This is a genomic window from Nocardia sp. NPDC057353 (assembly GCF_042667085.1).
Taxonomy (GTDB): Bacteria; Actinomycetota; Actinomycetes; order Mycobacteriales; family Mycobacteriaceae; genus Nocardia.
In genome coordinates this window covers 58635-77563 of record NZ_JBHVAK010000025.1, presented here as the reverse complement: position 1 = coordinate 77563, position 18929 = coordinate 58635, and the positions used below count along the sequence as shown (strand labels likewise).

The window sequence follows — 18929 nt, the reverse complement described above, 5'->3', positions numbered from 1 at the left end:
CCGCCGTCGGGCTAGCGGGTGTCGCTGTCGATCAGCAGCCTGCCGCTGCCGGACCCGATCACCCGCAGCGTGACCGCCTTGGTCTGGCCGCTGATGGTGAGGCTGGCGACCCGCATGGTGATCGAGCCGTCGTCGTTGTTGCTCCGGGACGGGGCGTCGATGCTGGAGAAGGTGTCGATGGTCCGCGAGCGCCAGTACTGCCGGAACTCGGACTCCGAGCCGTACACCTCCTGCGCCGCCGGGGTGAGCAGCGACCAGTTGCCCGCGGGGCTGCTGTAGAAGTCGACGACCAGCTGGGCGGCCGAGCCGAGGTCGACGGTGGCCGCGCTCGGCGTCTGCCCGATGGCGGCCAGCGCCGCCGAGCTGGTGGCCGGACCCGCGCTGACGCTCACCGAGGTGGTGCTCGCCGCCGCCTGGTTTCCGGTCGAGTCGTCGCCACCCATGGTGGTGAAGAGCACCGCGGCCACGGCGGCGATCGCACCGAGCCCGGCGCCGATCACCACGGCGGTGCGCTTGCCCGAGCCGGAGCCCGCGTCCGGCGCGGGCTGCGGGTGTGCGGCCGTGCGCGGGTGGGTCGCGGTCTTCGGGTGGTTGGCGCCGCGCGGGGCGGCGCCGTTGCGCGGGCCACCCGGCCCGCCGGGGCCACCCGGCCGCGGCGAGGTGGGGCGCGAATGTCGTTGCGGCGGCGGGGACGCGGTGCGCACCCCCGGCCCGCCGCGCTGCTGCTCGCGGGCGCCGTACGCCTCGCTGGCGGGCACGAACCCGGCGGGCACCGGCTCGGCGCCGGTCTCGGCGAGCGCGGCCAGCCGAGCCCGCGAGGTGCGCATGGTGGGCCGCTGCTCCGGGTCCGGATCGAGCAGCTGGAGCAGGAAATCGGTCGCGGGCCCGGCATTCCGCGGCTCGCTGACCTGGCCGTTCGCCGCCGCGTAGAGCACGGCGAGCGGGTTGGCGCTTGCCCCGTACGGCGGCTCGCCCTCGAGGGCGTGGAAAAGCGTTGCGCCGAGCGCGAAGACGTCCGCCGATGGCGTCGGGTCGGCGCCGCGGGCCACCTCGGGGGCGAGGTAGGCGGCGGTGCCGCAGATCAGCCCGGTCTCGGTGAGCGTGACGTCGCCGGTGGCGCGGGAGATGCCGAAGTCGGTGATCTTCACGGTGCCGTGGTCGTCGAGCAGGACATTGCCCGGCTTGACGTCGCGGTGCACGATGCCCGCCTGGTGCGCGGCGATCAGCGCGGCGGCGACCTGTTCGCCGATCCTGGCCACCTGGGTCAGCGGCAGCGTGCCCTGCGCGGAGATGACCGCGGCCAGGCTGCGCGACTTCAGGTACTCCATGACGAGACACGGGTCACCGTTGTGCTCGGTGATGTCGAAGACCACGATGGCATTCGGGTGCTGGAAGCGGGCGGCGTTGCGCGCCTCACGGAATGCGCGCTGGCGGACCACTTCCCGCTCGTGCTGCGGGAGGCTCGGCTTGATGTGGATCTGCTTGATCGCCACCGAGCGCTGCAACCGCTCGTCGACGGCGCGCCAGACCACGCCCGTGCCGCCGCTACCAATCCGCTCGACCAGGCGGTAATGTTCCGCGATCAACTGACCGGTATCGATGGCTTCTACTCCGAACCTTCTCGAAATCGTGACAGCGCGCGGCTCGACATCCGCACGTTCGACGCCAAGTGTAGCGGGCCTGTGATCCCGAGTCGGCGTCAGCGGGGGTTTATCTCGCACCGATCACGATACCGTGTTGCCATACGTTTTCGCTATCGAGTTGCCCTGAGCATGCGCCCCGCGCCCGCCACCGCGGGCTCCGAACTGCCCGCGTCCGCGACGAACACGGCGAATGCCAGATCGCCGTCGATGCCGAGGAACCAGCCGTGCGCCGCCGTGCCGTCGCCGTACTCGGCGGTACCGGTCTTGCCGAGTAGGCCGGGAATGTCACGCAGCGCGGTCGCGGTGCCACCGGTGACGGTCTCCCGCATCATCGATCGCACGTCGTCGGCGATCCCCGCGGGCAGCGCGGGCGGGATCCGGTCGGGGGTGCCGGGGCGGCCCTGGACGACCGCGGGGGCGGGCACCGAGCCCTGCGCGAGCGCGGCGCCGACCAGCGCCATGCCGAACGGCGACGCGGTCACCTGCCCCTGCCCGATCGACGCCTCCACCCGCTGCGCCGGGGTCTCGGCGGCGGGGACCGAGCCGGTGACGGTGGTGAGCCCGGGGGTGACGTAGTCGATGCCGAGCCCGAGCTGGGCGGCGGCGTCGGTGAGCGCGGTGGGCGGGAGCCCGACGGCGAGCGCGGCCATGGTGGTGTTGCAGGACCGCGCGAACGCGGTGTGCAGCGGCACCCGGCCGAGGTCGAAGTCGTCGTCGTTCGGGATCCGCCTGCCCTCGATGTCCGCGCGGCCGGGGCAGGGCAGCACGGTGTCGGGGGTGGCGGCGCCCGCCTGCAGCGCGGCCGCGGCGGTGACGGTCTTGAAGGTGGAGCCGGGCGGGTAGAGCCCGGTGAGCGCGAGCGCGCCCTGCGCGTCGGCCGCCGCGTTCTGCGCCACCGCGACCACGGCGCCGGTGGAGGGCCGCAGCGCGACCACCGCGGCCGGCGTCGGGATCGGGGCGAGCGCGGCCTCGGCGGCCCGGTGCAGCTCCGGCTCCAGCGTGCTCGCGATGTCGGCGGTGGCGCGCGGGTCGCGGCCCGCGACCCGGCGGTCGCCCTGCGGGGTCTCCGCCCGGACCCACCAGCCCGCGGCCGCGTCGGCCTCCTGCTGCCAGAGCTCGGCGAGGCCTGCCAGCGGCGGCCCGGCCAGTGCCCGGTCCACGGTGAGCAGCCGGGGCTGCGGGGCGAGGGTGACGCCGCGCAGCGCGCTCAGCCGGTTCTGGATCGGCGCGATGTCGGCGTCGCGCAGCGTGATCGCGGTGACCGTCCGGCCCTGGGCGGCGGCGAGTTCGGTGTCGAGGGTCTGCGCGGTGAGGCCGGGTGCGACCGGGGCGACCAGGGCGGCGACGCCCGCGGTGTCGGCGTCCGGTGCCAGGTTCACCAGGGTGACGACCTGCTCGGTCATGAGCTCGCCGCCCGCGGCGTCGAGCACCCTGGCCGGGTCGCCGTAGGCCGGGCTGTACTCCAGCGGGCCCGCGTCCAGGCCGGGGGCGACCGTGGCGGGGCTCCACTTCACCCGCCAGCCGGCGTCGGTGTCGGTGGCGAGCCCGGAGGTGGTGTACTGCCACAGGTTCCGGCCGCCGGGGCCGAGTTTCCAGGTGACGTCGAGGGTGAAGTCGCCGCCGTCGGCGGAGCGGACGGCGACCTCGTTCTCGGTGCCGAGTGCCCGGTAGAGCCCCTCCAGCACCGGGGTCGCGGCGGCCGGGTCGGTGGTCAGCCTGGCGGCGGCGGCCACGTCGTCGCGGCGCAGCGCGTCGGCGAACTCGGCCGCGACGGTGTCCGGCTGCTCCGGGCCGGAGCAGCCTGCGAGCCCGAGCCCGAGGACGGCGAGCGCGACCAGCGGTCGGCGGAGAGGAGAGCGCACGCGGGGAGAGTAACGCCGGAGGGGCCGGGTATGCGGGAGGAAGGCGCTCAGTCCAGGACCGTCGCGACCAGCGCCGCCGCGTCGGCGGCGGGCGGTTCGATCGCGAAGACCTCGGCCAGCACCTTCGGCAGTTCCTCCGGCTCCAGTTCGCGGGATTCCGCGCGGCCGTCCGGGTACTCGGTGGTCCAGGTGCGGGCGTCCAGGATGTGGTGCACGTCCGGGTGGAATCGCTGGGCGAAGATCCGGTGCGTGAAGGGCGAGCGCGGAGAGGTCGCGACGTAGTGGTTGGCGACCTCGTAGTCGATCGGGTACTGCGGGGTCTCGGTGAAGGTGTAGCGGTCCACCCAGCCGTCCCTGGCGAACTGGTGCAGGACCCAGAGCTCGCCCTTCTGCTCCAGGCGGAAACGCCAGTCGCCGAGGGTGAATTCGCCGCGCTCGGTCAGCGGGTAGGCGGCGAGCGGGCCCGCGCCGAAGCCGACGTCGGCGATCAGCGGGTGCGCCGACCCCGGCACCCGGACGGCGAGCAGTGCGTGCGTGGCGGGTCTGGTCGGGATGTGCACCGGGTGCGCCGTGCCCATCGTGACGCGGGCGCTCAGCGCGGTGAAGTCGAAGCCGAAGCGCTCCAGTGCCGCGGCGAACAGCACGGCGTTCTCGTAGCACCAGCCGCCGCGCGGGCTGCGGATGAGCTTGCGCTGCAGGGAGTCCAGGTCCAGGGGGACCGGGCGGCCGAGCAGGGCCTCCAGGTTCTCGAACGGAATGGCGGTGGTGTGGGCGCGGACCAGGGCGTGCAGCGCGGCCGCCGTCGGCGCTCGCTCGCCCGCGTAGCCGATGCGGGTCAGGTAGGCGTCCAGGTCGAGCGCCCCGCCCTGCCACGGGGTCTGCTGCGCCGTCATCGGGCCTCCTCGCCTCGGGTGCGGCGGCCGAACGCGCGCCTCGTTCCCGACAACCGCGCGGGCTGCCCTCCTGTTCCCGACCAGGCTGCGCGCGTCGCGTCCGCGCAGCCGACCCGGGCTGTCACCGCCCCTCGCTACGCTGCGCGCATGCACGCGATCGACACGGCCCAGCGGCGGGCGCGGCTCGCCGTGCGGCACCGGCTCGCCCCCGCCGCCCGCACCGCCGACGTGGTGGAGGTGGTGCGCTCGGTGGTCGCGCTGCACGCCACCGACCCGGCCACGGTCTTCCTCTCCGCCGCCGCCCGCGGCCCCGAGCTCACCCCCGCGCACCTGGAGCAGGCGCTCTACGACCGGCGCGAGCTGGTCCGGCTGCTCGGCATGCGGCGCACCATGTTCGTCGTCCCCACCGACCTGGTCCCGGTGCTGCAGTCCGCCTGCGCCGACGCGCTCGCGGTGACCCAGCACCGCACCTACACCCGCCACCTCGCCAAGGCCGGGGAGGGCGGCGACGACCCCGCGGCCTGGCTGGACGAGGTCGCCGACGAGACCCACCGCGCCCTGCTGGAAGCGGGCTCGGCGACCGGCGCCCAGCTCGGCAAGCTGGTGCCGCGGCTGGCCACCAAGATCGACCCGACGCCGGAGAAGGCGTACTCCAAACCGGGCTCGATCACCACCTGGGTGCTGGTGCTGCTCGGCGCGCAGGGCCGGATCGTGCGCGGCCGCCCCGGCGGCACCTGGGCGGGCAGCCAGTACCGCTGGGAGCCCATCGAATCCTGGCTCCCGGCAGGCGTTCCCACCATTCCGCTCGTGGCGGCGCGCGCGACCCTGCTGCGCGAGTGGTTGCGCGCCTTCGGCCCCGCCCCCTTCTCCGACCTGGTCTGGTGGACCGGCTGGTCGCAACGGGACGTCACGAAGGCGCTGGCCGAGGTCGACACCGTCGAGGTCGACCTGGACGGCACCCCCGGCCTGATCCTCGCCGACGACCTCGACCCGGTCCCCCAGCCCGAGCCGTGGGCCGCCTTGCTCCCGCACCTCGACCCGACCCCGATGGGCTGGAAATCCCGCGACTGGTACCTGGGCCCGCACGCCCCCGCGCTCTTCGACCGCTTCGGCAATATCGGCCCCACCGTCTGGTGGGACGGCCGGATCGTCGGCGGCTGGGCCCAGCGCCGCGACGGCGAGCTCGCCTGGCGGCTGCTGGAGGACGTCGGCGCCGAGGCCGAGGCCGCGATCACCGCCGAGGCGGAGCGGATGCGCGCCTTCTACGGCGCGGTGCGGGCGATCCCGCGGTTCCGCACCCCGCTGGAGCAGGAGCTCTCGGGCTAGACGTCCAGCCCCAGGTCGAGCACGGTCACCGAGTGGGTGAGCGCGCCGACCGCGAGGTAGTCGACGCCGGTGCGGGCGTAGTCGGCGGCGACGTCGAGGGTGAGGCCGCCGGAGGACTCCAGCTCGGTGTCCGGGGCGGCGGCATTGCGGCGCTGCACCGCGGCCTGGGTCTGCCAGAGCGGGAAGTTGTCGAGCAGGACCAGCTCCGGGTTCTCGGCGAGCACCGCGTCCAGCTGCTCCAGGCTGTCCACCTCGACCTCGCAGGGCAGGCCGGGGGCGGCTGCCCGGACCGCGCGCAGCGCCGCGACCACCGAGCCCGCCGCGGCCACGTGGTTGTCCTTGATCAGCGCGGCGTCGCCGAGCCCCATCCGGTGGTTGGCGCCGCCGCCGACCCGGACCGCGTACTTCTGCAGCGCGCGCAGCCCGGGCAGGGTCTTGCGGCTGTCCCGGATCCGGCAGCCGGTGCCGTCCACGGCGTCGACCCAGGCGGCAGTGGCGGTGGCGATGCCGGAGAGGTGGCAGAGCAGGTTGAGCAGGGTGCGCTCGGCGGTGAGCAGGCCGCGGGTGGGGGCGGTGAGCTCCAGCGCGACGTCCCCCGGAGCGACACGGGCGCCGTCGGCGAGCCGCGCGGTCACCGCGTAGCCGCCCGCGCCGAGCACCTCGTCCAGGACGAGGAGCCCGACGTCGAGCCCGGCGATCGTGCCCGGCTGTCGGGAGACGACACGGGCCCGCACGGTGGCGTCGGCGGGGACGGTGGCGGTGGTGGTGACGTCCGGGCCGTAGCGCAGGTCCTCGTGCAGTGCGGTGCGGACGAGGGTCAGCAGCTCCTCGCGGTCGAGGGCGGGGTCGAGGGTCATCGGGTCTCCTCGGGGTCGGGTGAGTCGGGTCGGAAACGCTGCCTCCGGCGGGATCACGAGGCAGTCGGGCCGATCGGGACGCCGTCGGGCGGCCGGATCAGGAAGCCGTCGGAACGGCTGGGTCGGCGGCGCCCGCCGGGACCGGCGTGCCGTCCGGGCCGAGCACGAAGCGGGTGCTCCGCGCTCGGGCCGCGTCGGTGCCGGGATGGTCGGAGCGGGTATGGCAGCCGCGGCTCTCGGTGCGCAGCGCGGCCGCGGCGAGCAGGGCCCGCGCGGTGAGCGTCAGCGCGGCGTCCTCCACCGCGGTGATCCGCCTGGCCGCGACGGCATCCGCGAACGCGGCGTCGGGACCGGCGGCGGCGTCCGCGGGCGCGGGACGGTCTCCCCGGTGCCCCGAGGCATCGGTCGCGGCGAATCGGCCGATACCGGAGCCTTCCGGCGCGTGCCGTTCGTCCGTGGACACCGGACGGCTCACCTCGGCCAGCCGCCGCAGCGCCCGGTCGAGACCGTCCGCGTCGCGGACCACGGACGCGTGCGCGGTGGCGAGCCGCTGCACCGCGGCGCGCGGCGCGACCTCGGCGGCGACCCGCCGGACCTCGGTCACCTCCCCCGCGGCACCGCGCCGCTCGACCGCGGCCGCACCGGCCCGCTCCCCGACGACGAGCCCCTCGAGCAGGCTGTTCGAGGCCAGCCGATTCGCACCGTGCAACCCGGTGCGCGCCACCTCACCGGCCGCGTACAGCCCCGGTACCCCGGTGCGCCCCGCGGTGTCGGTGACCACCCCGCCGCACTGGTAGTGCGCGGCGGGCGCGACCGGGATCGGGTCGGTGCGCGGGTCGATCCCGGCGGCCAGGCAGGAGGCGGTGATGGTCGGGAACCGGGCGGCGAACCCGGCGATGCCGGTGGCGTCGAGCAGGACGTGGTCGGCCCCGGTCTCCCGCATGCGCCCGGCGATGGCCAGCGCGACCACGTCCCGCGGCGCCAGGTCCCCGCGCGGGTGCACCCCCGCGGTCACCGACCGGCCCGCGAGATCGACCAGCACCCCGCCCTCCCCGCGCACGGCCTCGCTGATCAGCGGCCTGCGCCCGAGCCCGCCGGGCGTGTAGAGCACGGTCGGGTGGAACTGCACGAACTCCAGGTCGGCCACGGCCGCCCCGGCCCGCAGCGCCAGCGCCACCCCGTCGGCGGTGGCCCCGTCCGGGTTGGTGCTCAACGCGTACAGCTGCCCGAGCCCACCGGTGGCGAGCAGCACCGCGGGCGCGTGCACGACCCCGGTCCCGCGCTCGGAGACCACGAGCACGCCGCGCACGCCGTCCGGCCCGCGCAGGATCTCCCCGGCGGCGGCGCCGAAGAGGACCGGCAGCCCGGCGGCGTTCAACGCCCGCTGCACCTCGGCGCCGGTGGCGTCCCCACCGGCGTGGATGATCCGGCGGATGCTGTGCCCGCCCTCCCTGGTCCGCGCCACCCGCCCGTCCCGACCCAGGTCGAAGACGGCGCCCAGGTCGGTGAGCGCGGCGACGGCGGCCTGCCCGCCCGCCACGATGGAGCGCACCGCGGCGGCGTCGCAGAGCCCGGCGCCCGCGGCGACGGTGTCCCGCACGTGTGCGTCGACCGAATCGCCCTCCGGCGCGACCACCGCGATCCCGCCCTGCGCGTACTGGGTGGCGGTGTCGGCCGGACCCCCCTTGCTCAGCGTGAGCACCCGCAGCCCGCGCAGCGAGGCGGTGCGCGCCGCGGTGAGCCCGGCGACACCGCCGCCGATCACCACCAGATCGGCGGCGGCCTCCCAGTCGACGGTGACCGGCACCGTGCGCGGGACGAACCCGGTCACTCCCCGCCGCCGGGGTTGCCGATCGCGATCATGCGCTGCACCGAGCCGCGGCCGAGCGCGGCCACCTCGGCGTCGACGTGCACCTCGTCGGCGCCCTCGACCAGGCAGCGCAGCAGCGCGGCCGGGGTGATCATTTTCATGTAGCGGCAAGAGGCGCGGTCGTTGACGGCCTGGAAGTCGATGCCGGGCGCGGCCTTGCGCAGCTGGTGCAGCATGCCGACCTCGGTCGCCACCAGCACCTGCGACGACTTCGCCGCCTTGGCCTGGTCGATCATCCCGCCGGTGGAGAGGATGTGCACCCGGTCGGCCGGGAACGATCCCTCGCCCGCGAGGTACAGCGCCGACGTCGCGCAGCCGCACTCCGGGTGCACGAAGAGCTCGGCGTCCGGGTGCGTGCGCGCCTGCTCGGCCAGCTCGTCGCCGTTGATGCCCGCGTGCACGTGGCACTCGCCCGCCCAGATGTGCATGTTGGCCCGGCCGGTGACCCGCTTGACGTGCGCGCCGAGGAACTGGTCCGGCAGGAAGAGCACCTCGCGGTCGGGGTCGATGGAGGCGACCACGTCGACCGCGTTGGAGGAGGTGCAGCAGATGTCGGTGAGCGCCTTCACCTCGGCGGTGGTGTTCACGTAGGAGACCACGACGGCGTCCGGGAACTCGGCGCGCCAGGCGCGCAGCTCCTCGCCCTTGATCGAGTCGGCCAGCGAGCAGCCCGCGCGCTGGTCCGGGATCAGCACGGTCTTCTCCGGGCTGAGGATCTTGGCCGTCTCGGCCATGAAGTGCACGCCGCAGAAGACGATGGTCTCCTCCGGCACCTCGGCCGCCATCCGGGAGAGCGCGAGCGAATCGCCCACGTGGTCGGCGATGTCCTGGATCTCCGGCAGCTGGTAGTTGTGCGCCAGGATGGTGGCGTTGCGCGCCTTCGCCAGCCGGCGCACCTCGGCGGCCCACTCCGGCCCCGCCTGCACGCCCTCGTACCCCTCGGGCCCGTCCACGACCTGTTCCATCAGTGCTGGCATCGCCATGACGGCTCCTTCCTCGTGCGCCGGCCCTCGTCGCCGGATTCGCACCGAACCAGGTTTTCGACTTACAATCGAAAACGTGACCCATAGTAGCACCATCCACGAAACGCTCACCGCGGTGTTCCAGGTTCGCGACGTTTCCGCAGGTAAGCGCCCTGAGCTCGCCGTTCTACTGTGGGAGCGCGCGCTGGACCCGCAGGCGGGCACCTGGTCGCTGCCGGGCGGGAAACTGCGCGCCGACGAGGACCTGGACGCCTCGGCCGCCAGGCAGCTGGCCGAGAAGGTGGACGTGCGCGAGCTCAGCCACCTGGAACAGCTCTCGGTCTTCAGCGCGCCGGACCGGGTGCCGGGCCCGCGCCGGATCGCCTCCGCCTACCTGGGCCTGGTCCCGATGACCGCCGACCCGCGGCTCCCGGACGACACCGCGTGGCACCCGCTCTCCGCGCTCCCGGTCACCTCGTTCGACCACGGCACCGTGCTGCGGCACGCGCGCAACCGGCTGGCCGCCAAGCTCTCCTACACCAATATCGCCTTCGGCCTGGCTCCCGAACGCTTCGCCATGTCCACCCTGCGCGAGATCTACTGCGCCGCACTCGGCTACGACGTGGACACCACGAACCTGCAGCGGGTGCTGAGCCGCCGCACGGTGATCACCCCGACCGGCGCCACCGCCGCCCCCGGCCGCAGCGGCGGGCGCCCGGCGGCGCTCTACCGCTTCACCGACTCCGAGCTGCGGGTCACCGACGAGTTCGCGGCGCTCAGGCCACGGAGCTGACCGGTCGCGAGCCCGCGCCCTGGTCGAAGAGCCAGCGCTCCACGGTGTCGGCCGCGACCGGGCAGCCCAGCTCGGCGCTGAGCGTGGCGGTCCAGTCGTCGAGCAGCCCCGCGTAGCGGCCGTAGGTGCGGGCGGGCCAGGCGCCGCCGGTGCGCAGCGAGCGCCACCCGGCGCGGTGCAGGCTGCGCGCCACCCGGCTGTCCAGGATGCGGCTGCGGTGCACCGGGTTCCCGCCGCCGGCGAAGTAGAGGAATTTGGTGAAGAAGGAGGGGCCGAGGGTGGGGACGAGGCTGCGGTCGCCCGGGTAGAGCAGGGCGTACGCCCGCTCCGGGTCGGCGGCGGCGGCCTGCGCGGCGGCGGTGAGCGCGGCGGCGTAGCGCTCCGGGTCGGCGGCGGCCGCGCGCATGCGCCTGTGCACCAGCCTGCGCCGCGAGCCGGTGCCCCAGGCCATGGAGAGCCAGAGCAGCGGCCAGACCCCCTGGTCCGCGGCGGCGAAGACGTGCGCGCGGGTGACGTCGACCTGGCCGGTGTCGGTGCCGTCCACCCACAGGCAGCCGCCGGGCGCGCCCAGCTTCACCAGGGAGGTGTTCCACCAGTCCAGGTCCACCCGCACCCGCTGGCCGTCGACCACCCGCGCGCGGTCGGCGTAGTCGCCCGCCAGCGCGCGGCGAAGGTCGGCGGGCACCGGTAGTCGGTCGAGCTCGGTCTGCGTCATCCCCCCAGGATCGAACAGCGGGAGCGGGTTTCGCACCGGACATCCGGGGCGGACACGCGGATGTCCGGCCGGTCAGTGCTCCGACGGGCCGGGGCGGGACCAGCGGGGATCCGGCGCCGTGTCCTGCGGGTACGGCGTGTACACGGCGGGCTCCGGTTCCGGCTCCGCGGCCCGCACCGGCCTGCTCTCGCCGAACGGCCCGGTGAAGCCGGTGCCGAGATCCTCGGCGGTGCTCAGCGCGGCGAGGAAGAGGAACACCAGCCCGGCCAGCAGCGGCTGGATCAGCAGCGCCTGCCACGCCTCGACCTCGGCGGGCAGCGTGACGATCTGCCCGACCAGCGGGTCGTCCGGGCGCGGGTTCCGCATTTCGGCCACCAGTTCGCCGATGTCGGCCATGGCGTAGGCGCCCGCGAACGAGCCGAGCAGCAGCGCGACCAGCAGCAGCGGGCCGCGCACCGAGCGGGCCCGCCAGGCCGCGGCGGCCGAGACCAGCCCGAGCCCGGCGCCGAGACAGACGAAGATCGCCAGCGCGTCGAAGCGGTGCATGCTCTCGCCGGTGAGCGGCGCGCCGCGGCCGTCGGCGACCACGATCAGCCGCTCGGCGGGGGCGAGGAACCCCCACGCGACGCCGAGCAGCGCGCCGACCACGAGCACCCCGACCCCGACGGCGAGCGCCGCCCGCAGCTCGCGGCGCATCCGGCCGGCCACTAGCGGCGTTCCAGCGCGGCGGATTCCAGCATGCCGTGCCGGGAGCATCGGGCCCACCAGCCGTCCGGGCTCACCTGCACCACCATCCGGCGGCCGCACCGCGCGCAGTACCGCGGCGGCTCCAGCCCGAGCGCGGCGGCCGTCGGCAGCGCGTCCTCGGCGCCGGTGACCACCGGTGCGCCGGTGAACGGGTTGTAGCGCTCCTCCATGGCCATGACAGTACCCAGTGGTCTTTCGCGCATCGCAGCGGTCAGAGCGTTTCGTTCAGCGCCTTGATCGGCATCTTCAGCTCGCCGAGCAGATCCAGATCGCGCTCGGCCGGGCGCCCGAGGGTGGTCAGGTAGTTGCCGACGATCACCGCGTTGATGCCGCCGAGGATGCCCTGCTTCGCGCCGAGGTCGCCGAGCGTGATCTCCCGGCCGCCCGCGAACCGCAGCATGGTGCGCGGCAGCGCCAGCCGGAAGGCGGCCACCGCGCGCAGCGCGTCCGCCGCGGGCAGCACCTCGAGGTCGCCGAAGGGGGTGCCCGGCCGCGGGTTGAGGAAGTTCAGCGGGACCTCGTCGGGGTCGAGCGCGGCCAGGTCGGCGGCGAATTCGGCGCGCTGCGCCAGGGTCTCGCCCATGCCGAGGATGCCGCCGCAGCACACCTCCATGCCCGCTTCGCGCACCATGCGCAGGGTGTCGAAGCGCTCCTCCCAGCTGTGCGTGGTGACGACGTTGGGGAAGTACGAGCGCGCGGTCTCCAGGTTGTGGTTGTAGCGGTGCACGCCCATCGCGGCGAGCTGGTCCACCTGGTCCTGCGTGAGCATCCCGAGCGAGCAGGCCACCTGGATGTCGACCTCGTTGCGGATCGCCTCGACGCCCGCCGCCACCTGCGCCATGAGCCGCGCGTCCGGCCCGCGCACCGCCGCCACGATGCAGAACTCGGTGGCGCCGGTCTTGGCCGTCTGCTTGGCCGCCTCGACCAGGCTCGGGATATCCAGCCAGGCCGCGCGCACCGGCGACTGGAAGAGCCCGGACTGCGAGCAGAAGTGGCAGTCCTCCGGGCAGCCGCCGGTCTTCAGGCTGATGATCCCCTCGACCTCGACCTCGGGGCCGCACCAGCGCAGCCGCACCTCGTGCGCCAGCGCCAGCAGCTCCTCCAGCCGGTCGTCGCCGAGCTCGAGCACCGCGAGCGTCTGCTCCCGGTCCAGCCCTTCGCCGCGCTCCAGCACCTGCTCGCGAGCAGTCGCCAGAATGTCGACGGTGACGGGTGCCTGGGTCATGCGAATCCCTCCTTCGCCGAGGTAGCCCCCCGACTTGAACGCCGTTCAGGACTACTTGAACGGCGTTCAGGATAGAGTACGGTCGGAGCCGGGGCGAGACGGGAGGTCGACGGGTGCAGCTGCGCAGGGGCGATGTGGTGGACGGCGCGATCGCCATCCTCGACGAGTACGGCCTGGCCGACCTGACCATGCGCCGGTTGGCGGGCTCGCTGAACGTCCAGCCCGGCGCGCTCTACTGGCACTTCCCGAACAAGCAGGCGCTGCTCGGCGCGGTCGCCGACCGCATCCTCGCCCCCATGGAGCAGCCGGTGGCGGCCGCGGACTGGGCCGGGCAGCTGGTCGAGCTCGCACACCGGCTGCGCGACTGCCTGCTCGCCTACCGCGACGGCGCCGAGCTGGTCTCCGCCACCTACGCCTCCCGGCTCACCACCAGCCGCGGCCGGGAGCGCTTCGCCGCCGCCGCGCTGCGCGCCGGCATGCCGCGCGGCGACGCCGAACTCGCGGCGTTCGCGCTGCTCTACTACGTGCTCGGGCAGACGGTGGACGAGCAGTCGCGGATGCAGATGGACTCGGTCGGCGCGCTGGCGGAGGCGGATTCGCCGCTCGCGGAGCCGGATACCGACCCCACCGCGCGGTTCGACTTCGGGTTGCAGTTGTTCGTCGGCGGGGTCAGGCACCAGCTCGGCGACCGGGTGCGCTGACGCCCCGCGAAAGTCCGCACCGGGTGCGGACTTTCGCCGTCGATGTCTACCGGGAGGGGTCGCGCAGCACTCCCCCTGGCCCCGGGAACCAGCGGTACATGGCCGCCGCCCCCGCACCGGCGGAGACGGCGAGGACGACCGCCGCTCCGCCGAGCATCGAGACGGCGCCGATCACCCCGATGGTGATCGGCCCGGCGAACATGCCGAAGTCGTGCGTCAACCGCCAGGCGCCGAGGAATTCGGCGCGCCGGTCCGCGGGCGCGATATCGGCGCCGACCGTCATGATGACCCCGTTGCTGAGACCGTTGGCGAGGCCGAGCAGCAGGGCGACGACGCCGAGCCACACCACCGTCCCGGCGAAGGGGAGCACGGCGTACCCGGCGGCGAAGCAGAGCATGGAGGGGACGCCGATGGCGCGGCGTCCGAAGCGGTCCATCCACAGCCCGGCCGGGTAGCTCATGAGCACGTCGACCGCGCCCGCGATGCCGAAGAGCAGCGCGACGACGGCGGCGTCGGCGCCGATGTGCGCGGCCCAGAGCGGAAGCAGCACCTGGCGGGCGGCGCGGGCGGCGCCCATGAGCAGGGCTCCGGAGCCGAGCGTGGTGAGCAGCCCGCGCTGTTCGCGCAGCACGGTGCCGAGCCCGGTGACGCCCTTGGCGGCGGCGCCGTCCTCCGGCTCCGGCATGACCGCGACCAGCGCCCCGGCCAGCACGACGGCGGCGAGCTGCACCCAGAGCCCACCGGCGGGCCCGGCGCCGTGCACGACGGCGGCGCCGAGGAAGGGGCCGACGAAGAAGCCGAGCCGCATGCTCCCGGCGAAGATCGAGAGCACCCGGCCGCGGTCGGCGGCGGGCACGACGGCCACCACGTAGGACTGCCTGGCCAGCCCCCACACCGCGGTGGCGGCCCCGGTGAGCAGCATGCCCGCGCCGAACACGGCGATGGTCGGCGCGAAGATGGCGGCGAGCATGCCGAGCGCGCCCGCGGCCGAGCCGAGCGCGATGGCGACCCGCTCGCCGAGCCTGGCCACGATCGACCCGGCGGGCAGGTCCATGAGGATCATGCCGAAGCCCGCGAGCGCGACGACCAGCCCGGCCAGCCCGGGCGATGCCCCCAGCTCCAGGGCGCGCAGCGGGAACATGGGCGCCGCGGCGCCGTTGCCGAGCCCGTAGACGGCGGAGGGAACGAAGACCGGGAGGACGAGCGGCGCCAGCCGGGCCCGCGGCGGCGGGCCCGGCGTCGGACAACCGGTGGCGGGTGCGGCGGTCACCCGGCCAGCGCCGGGCGCCCGGCGAACTGGCTCTCCGGGCGCGGCAGCCCGAAGTGGTCGCGCAGCGTCGTGCCGCTGTACTCGGTGCGGAACAGCCCGCGCCGCTGCAGGATCGGCACCACCTGCTCGGCGAAGACCTCCAGCCCGCCCGGGTAGTACGGCGGCATGACGTTGAAGCCGTCCGCCGCGCCCTGGGTGAACCACTCCTCGATGGTGTCGGCCACCTGCTCCGGCGTTCCGGCGAAGACCCGGTGCCCGCGGGCGCCCGCCAGCCGGTGCAGCAGCCCGCGCACGGTGGGGCGTTCGCGCCGCACGATGCCCGCGATCACCTGCAGCCTGCTGCGGGTGTTGTCGGTGACGTCGCCCGCCTGCTCGAAGAGCGCGGTCGGCACCGGCTCGTCCAGCGGCAGGTGCCGCAGGCTGGTGCCGACCAGGTTCTCCAACTGGTGCAGGCCGTACTCGGGCACGGTGAGCTCGTTGAACTCCCGCTCCAGCGCCTTGGCGGCTGCCTCGGTGTCGGCGATGAAGGGGCTCAGCCCGGGCAGGATCTTGACGTGCTCCGGGTTGCGCCCGAACTCGGCGGCCTGCCGCTTGATGTCCCGGTAGAAGGTCTGCGCGTCGCTCAACTGCTGGTGCGCGGTGAAGATGGCCTCGGCGTAACGGCCCGCGAAGGCGCGGCCCTCGTTGGAGGCGCCCGCCTGCACCAGCACCGGGTGGCCCTGCGGAGTGCGCGGGGCGTTGAACGGGCCGCGCACCCTCACGTGCTCGCCCTCGAAGTCGATCCGGTGGATGCGATCGGGGTCGGCGTAGATGCCTGCGGCGGGGTCGAGCACGATGGCGTCGTCCTCCCACGAATCCCAGAGCGCCACAACGGCGTCGACGAACTCGCGGGCGCGGGCGTAGCGCTCCTCGTGGTCGGGGTGGCGCTCCAGCCCGAAGTTGGCGGCGGCCTGGTCGGTCGCGGTGGTGACGATGTTCCAGCCCGCCCGACCGCCGGAGAGGTGGTCGAGGGTGGAGAAGAGCCGAGCCAGGTTGTAGGGCTCGTAGTAGGTGGTGGAGGCGGTCGCGATCAGCCCGAGGTGCGTCGTCGCGGTGGCGATCGCGGTGAGCAGCGTGATCGGCTCCAGCCCGGAGGCGGCATTGTGCTTGACGTTCACCCGCAGCGCGGGGCCGTCGGCGAAGAACACCGCGTCCAGCTTGGCGGCCTCGGCGGTGCGGCCGATCTCCTGGTAGTACTTCACGTCGTAGAGCCGGTCCGGGCTGCTGGCCGGGTGCCGCCAGGCCGCCTCGTGGTGCCCGGACGGGTAGATGAAGGCATTCAGGCTGAGCTGTCGGGGCGCGGAGCTCATGAGGCTCGCCTTTCGGTCGAATCGGGGGTCTCGACGCCGAGCGCGCCGAGCAGCCGCTCACGCAGCCGGGCGAAGCGCGGGTCGCCGTGGCGCCGCGGGCGTTCCAGCTCGACCGGCTCGTCGAGCACGATCCGGCCCTCGTCCAGGACCAGCACCCGGTCGGCCAGCGCGACCGCCTCGTCCACGTCGTGCGTCACCAGCAGGACCGCGGGCCGGTGCCTGGCGCAGAGCGCCTCCAGCAGCGCGTGCATGCGCAGCCGGGTGAGCGCGTCCAGCGCGCCGAACGGCTCGTCGGCCAGCAGCAGCTCCGGCTCCCTGACCAGCGAGCGGGCCAGCGCGACGCGCTGCTGCTCACCGCCGGAGAGCTCGCGCGGCCACGCCTTCTCCCGCCCGGCCAACCCGACCTCGGCCAGCGCGGCGGTGCCGCGGGCCTTCGCGTCCGCGCCGGTCAGGCCGAGCACCACGTTGTCCAGCACCCGGCTCCACGGCAGCAGCCGCGAATCCTGGAAGACCACGGCGCGCTCCGTCGGCACGGTCAGCTCGCCGCGCCCGGTGACCTCGCCGTCCAGCTCGGCCAGCGCGCGCAGCAGCGTGCTCTTGCCGGAACCGCTGCGACCCAGCAGCGCGACGAACTCGCCGCGCGCGATCTCCAGGTCGATCCCCGTCAGCACATCCCGGTCGCCGAAGCTCCTGGTCAGGCCGCGGGTGCGGACCACGTTCAGTCCCCGAGTGTCTGTCGCCACGACAGCGCCCTCCTCTCGATGGTGCGCACGGCGATATCGCCGAACAGGCCGAGCAGGCCGTAGATCACCAGCCCGACCACGATCACGTCGATCTGGCCGTAGGTGCGGGCCTGCGTCATCAGGTAGCCGATGCCGCTGGTCGCGTTGACCTGCTCCACCACGACGAGGGCGAGCCAGGAGATGGTCACCGCGAGCCGCAGCCCGGTGAAGAAGCCGGGCAGCGAGCCGGGCAGCGCGATCCGGCGGACGAAGCCCCAGCGGGAGAGCCCGACGGTCTCGGCCAGCTCCACGTGCTTGGCGTCCACGCTGCGCAGGTGCGCGTGCGTGTTGATGTAGACCGGGATGAGCACGCTGGTGGTGATCACCACCAGCTTCATCTCCTCGCCGATGCCGAACCAGACGATGAAGAGCGGGATCAGCGCCAGCGTCGGGATCGAGCGCTTGATCTGCACCGGGCCGTCGACCAGCGCCTCGCCGATCCGGCTCAGCCCGGCGATGAGCGCCAGGACCAGGCCGATGGAGACGCCGAGCACCAGCCCGAGCACCGCGCGCTGCAGCGAGGTGAGCAGGTTGGACTGCAGCCGGCCGTCGGCGATCAGGTCACCGGCGGTCTGCGCGACCGTCCACGGGGCGGGCAGCGTCTCCGGGTCGATGGTGCCCGCGGCCGAGCCGATCACCCAGATCGCGATGAGGATCGCCGGGCCGAGCCCGATCCCGAACGGGATCGCCCTGCCCGGGCCCAGCCTGCGCTTGCGGACGACCCGCTGCGCGCTGCCGGTGCTGCTCCCGGCGCGGCCGAACAGCCCGCTGGGTGCGCTGATCTTCCTGGTGATCGTGGCCATCAGCCGACCTCCGGTCCGAAGGAGGCGCCCGACTCGGTGACCGTCTGCGTGATCACGTCGTCGAAGCGCAGGTCGAAGCCGTCCTCGGCGCGCACCTTCTTGGGCAGCTGACCGGCGGCGTCGATGGCGTCGATGGTCTGCTGCTGCACGTCGATCACCTTCTGGTCGAGGTGCGGGAAGGTCCACTGCCCGAGCGAGGTGACGATGCGCTCGGCGTCCTCCGGGCTGACCTTCTGGTTCTCGACGTAGTAGCGCCGCTCCCACTCGTCGCTGTTGGTGTTGGCCCAGTGGAAGGCGCGGATGAAGGCGGCGACCAGCGCGCGGGCCGCGCCCGCCTTGGCCGGGTCGTTCACCACGTCGCGGCGCGCGTAGAGGTAGGCGAGGCCGGGGTAGATGCCCGCGGTCTCGGAGTCCGGGATCAGGCTCGCGCCCTGGGTGCGGAGCAGCCGGGTGACGTTCGGCTCCAGCAGCGGTGCCACGTCGACCTGGCCGGTGCGCACGGCGTCCAGGAACTCGGCCAGCTGCAGCCGGACCAGCTCGACGTCGCCGGTGCTCAGCCCGGCCTTGTCCAGCGCGCGCAGCACCGCGGCCTGCTGGGCGGTGCCCTCGGCGTAGGCGATCTTGCGGCCCTTCAGGTCGGCGAGGGTGCGGACCGGGACGCCCGGCGCCACCGCGAGCTTCATGGCCTGCGGGTTGGTGCGGTAGGAGGCGATGATCGGCACGTCCTGGCCCGCCGCGAGCGCGTGGATCGGCGGGACGTCGCCGACCGGGGCGAGGTCGGCGGCACCGGCCCGGAAGGCCTCCAGGATGGCCGGGCCGCCGGTGAAGTTGGCGAACTCCACCTGGAAGGGGAGCTTGTCCAGCTCGCCGGAGAAGCGCAGCGCCGACTGCAGCCGCTCGGACTGGTCGGCGATCACCAGCTTGGTGCCGGGCTGGATCTCGGTGGGCAGCGGACCACTGGCCGCCGCGACCGGCTCGTCGCTCTTCGCACAACCGGCGGTGCCGAGGGTCGCGACGGTCGCCACAGCGAGCAGTGCGGCGGTCATGCGGCCGCGGAGGCCGGTGTGGAACAGACGGGTTCGAGACATGATGCAGAGTCAAGCAGCGGCGGCGAGCTGCGAAAACGGTTGT

At 74.2% G+C, this 18929-nt stretch carries 18 protein-coding genes; 3 read left to right on the top strand and 15 right to left on the bottom strand.

The features are described from left to right. Positions 1 to 11 precede the first annotated feature (11 nt). The 3 genes from ACFUUZ_RS15635 to ACFUUZ_RS15625 all read right to left on the bottom strand — a co-directional run bounded on the left by ACFUUZ_RS15635 (position 12) and on the right by ACFUUZ_RS15625 (position 4398). Complete coding sequence (locus tag ACFUUZ_RS15635) at positions 12 to 1586, bottom strand: protein kinase (RefSeq protein ID WP_378696597.1); 1575 nt, start codon at positions 1584 to 1586, stop codon at positions 12 to 14. A 167-nt stretch (positions 1587 to 1753) separates the two neighbouring features. Beyond that, positions 1754 to 3505 (bottom strand): penicillin-binding transpeptidase domain-containing protein, encoded by a 1752-nt coding sequence (locus ACFUUZ_RS15630; protein WP_378696595.1) that lies wholly within the window; start codon positions 3503 to 3505, stop codon positions 1754 to 1756. Positions 3506 to 3552: 47 nt separating this feature from the next. Further along, positions 3553 to 4398: an arylamine N-acetyltransferase gene (locus tag ACFUUZ_RS15625; RefSeq protein WP_378696593.1), complete on the bottom strand. Its 846-nt coding sequence runs from the start codon at positions 4396 to 4398 to the stop codon at positions 3553 to 3555. Positions 4399 to 4545: 147 nt separating this feature from the next. On the opposite strand from ACFUUZ_RS15625, the gene ACFUUZ_RS15620 reads away from it, so the two are divergent. Beyond that, on the top strand, positions 4546 to 5724 hold the full coding sequence (locus ACFUUZ_RS15620) for a winged helix DNA-binding domain-containing protein (protein ID WP_378696591.1): 1179 nt from the start codon (positions 4546 to 4548) through the stop codon (positions 5722 to 5724). Here the strand turns inward: ACFUUZ_RS15620 and nadC are convergent. The 3 genes from nadC to nadA form a co-directional block, all read right to left on the bottom strand. Next, positions 5721 to 6581: a carboxylating nicotinate-nucleotide diphosphorylase gene (gene nadC, locus ACFUUZ_RS15615; protein ID WP_378696589.1), complete on the bottom strand. Its 861-nt coding sequence runs from the start codon at positions 6579 to 6581 to the stop codon at positions 5721 to 5723. The genes ACFUUZ_RS15620 and nadC overlap by 4 nt on opposite strands. 97 nt (positions 6582 to 6678) lie before the next feature. Next, positions 6679 to 8412, bottom strand: a complete 1734-nt coding sequence (locus ACFUUZ_RS15610) for an L-aspartate oxidase (RefSeq protein ID WP_378696587.1) — start codon at positions 8410 to 8412, stop codon at positions 6679 to 6681. Then, positions 8409 to 9434 carry a quinolinate synthase NadA gene (nadA, locus tag ACFUUZ_RS15605; RefSeq protein ID WP_378696585.1) on the bottom strand — a complete coding sequence of 342 codons (1026 nt, stop codon included), beginning with the start codon at positions 9432 to 9434 and terminating at the stop codon, positions 8409 to 8411. The genes ACFUUZ_RS15610 and nadA overlap by 4 nt, the downstream gene beginning before the upstream one ends. 76 nt (positions 9435 to 9510) lie before the next feature. Between nadA and ACFUUZ_RS15600 the strand changes: the two genes are divergently transcribed. Then, positions 9511 to 10206 (top strand): NUDIX domain-containing protein, encoded by a 696-nt coding sequence (locus tag ACFUUZ_RS15600; RefSeq protein WP_378696583.1) that lies wholly within the window; start codon positions 9511 to 9513, stop codon positions 10204 to 10206. On the opposite strand, the gene ACFUUZ_RS15595 is transcribed toward ACFUUZ_RS15600, so the two are convergent. The 4 genes from ACFUUZ_RS15595 to bioB all read right to left on the bottom strand — a co-directional run bounded on the left by ACFUUZ_RS15595 (position 10190) and on the right by bioB (position 12893). Continuing rightward, positions 10190 to 10921, bottom strand: coding sequence for a hypothetical protein (locus tag ACFUUZ_RS15595; RefSeq protein ID WP_378696581.1), 732 nt, complete (start codon positions 10919 to 10921; stop codon positions 10190 to 10192). The genes ACFUUZ_RS15600 and ACFUUZ_RS15595 overlap by 17 nt on opposite strands. A gap of 72 nt (positions 10922 to 10993) precedes the next feature. Beyond that, positions 10994 to 11617, bottom strand: a complete 624-nt coding sequence (locus tag ACFUUZ_RS15590) for a DUF2567 domain-containing protein (protein WP_378696579.1) — start codon at positions 11615 to 11617, stop codon at positions 10994 to 10996. Between the two features lie 11 nt (positions 11618 to 11628). Further along, positions 11629 to 11838: a hypothetical protein gene (locus ACFUUZ_RS15585; protein ID WP_378696577.1), complete on the bottom strand. Its 210-nt coding sequence runs from the start codon at positions 11836 to 11838 to the stop codon at positions 11629 to 11631. Between the two features lie 41 nt (positions 11839 to 11879). Next, positions 11880 to 12893, bottom strand: coding sequence for a biotin synthase BioB (bioB, locus tag ACFUUZ_RS15580; RefSeq protein ID WP_378696575.1), 1014 nt, complete (start codon positions 12891 to 12893; stop codon positions 11880 to 11882). Positions 12894 to 13006: 113 nt separating this feature from the next. Here bioB and ACFUUZ_RS15575 point away from each other — a divergent pair, with 113 nt between their 5' ends. Then, complete coding sequence (locus ACFUUZ_RS15575; RefSeq protein ID WP_378696573.1) at positions 13007 to 13594, top strand: TetR family transcriptional regulator; 588 nt, start codon at positions 13007 to 13009, stop codon at positions 13592 to 13594. Positions 13595 to 13640: 46 nt separating this feature from the next. On the opposite strand, the gene ACFUUZ_RS15570 is transcribed toward ACFUUZ_RS15575, so the two are convergent. Genes ACFUUZ_RS15570 through ACFUUZ_RS15550 form a run of 5 tightly spaced genes read right to left on the bottom strand, consistent with a single transcriptional unit; the run spans position 13641 to position 18886 of the window. Next, positions 13641 to 14864 carry an MFS transporter gene (locus ACFUUZ_RS15570; RefSeq protein ID WP_378696571.1) on the bottom strand — a complete coding sequence of 408 codons (1224 nt, stop codon included), beginning with the start codon at positions 14862 to 14864 and terminating at the stop codon, positions 13641 to 13643. Beyond that, complete coding sequence (locus ACFUUZ_RS15565; protein WP_378696569.1) at positions 14861 to 16213, bottom strand: LLM class flavin-dependent oxidoreductase; 1353 nt, start codon at positions 16211 to 16213, stop codon at positions 14861 to 14863. The genes ACFUUZ_RS15570 and ACFUUZ_RS15565 overlap by 4 nt, the downstream gene beginning before the upstream one ends. Continuing rightward, the gene (locus ACFUUZ_RS15560) at positions 16210 to 16956 is read right to left on the bottom strand and encodes an ABC transporter ATP-binding protein (RefSeq protein WP_378696567.1); all 747 of its coding nucleotides are present in this window, start codon (positions 16954 to 16956) and stop codon (positions 16210 to 16212) included. Before ACFUUZ_RS15560 ends, ACFUUZ_RS15565 begins: the two co-directional genes overlap by 4 nt. Continuing rightward, positions 16932 to 17798 carry an ABC transporter permease gene (locus tag ACFUUZ_RS15555; RefSeq protein ID WP_378696565.1) on the bottom strand — a complete coding sequence of 289 codons (867 nt, stop codon included), beginning with the start codon at positions 17796 to 17798 and terminating at the stop codon, positions 16932 to 16934. Before ACFUUZ_RS15555 ends, ACFUUZ_RS15560 begins: the two co-directional genes overlap by 25 nt. Then, complete coding sequence (locus ACFUUZ_RS15550) at positions 17798 to 18886, bottom strand: ABC transporter substrate-binding protein (RefSeq protein WP_378696563.1); 1089 nt, start codon at positions 18884 to 18886, stop codon at positions 17798 to 17800. The genes ACFUUZ_RS15555 and ACFUUZ_RS15550 overlap by 1 nt, the downstream gene beginning before the upstream one ends. Positions 18887 to 18929: the final 43 nt, after the last annotated feature.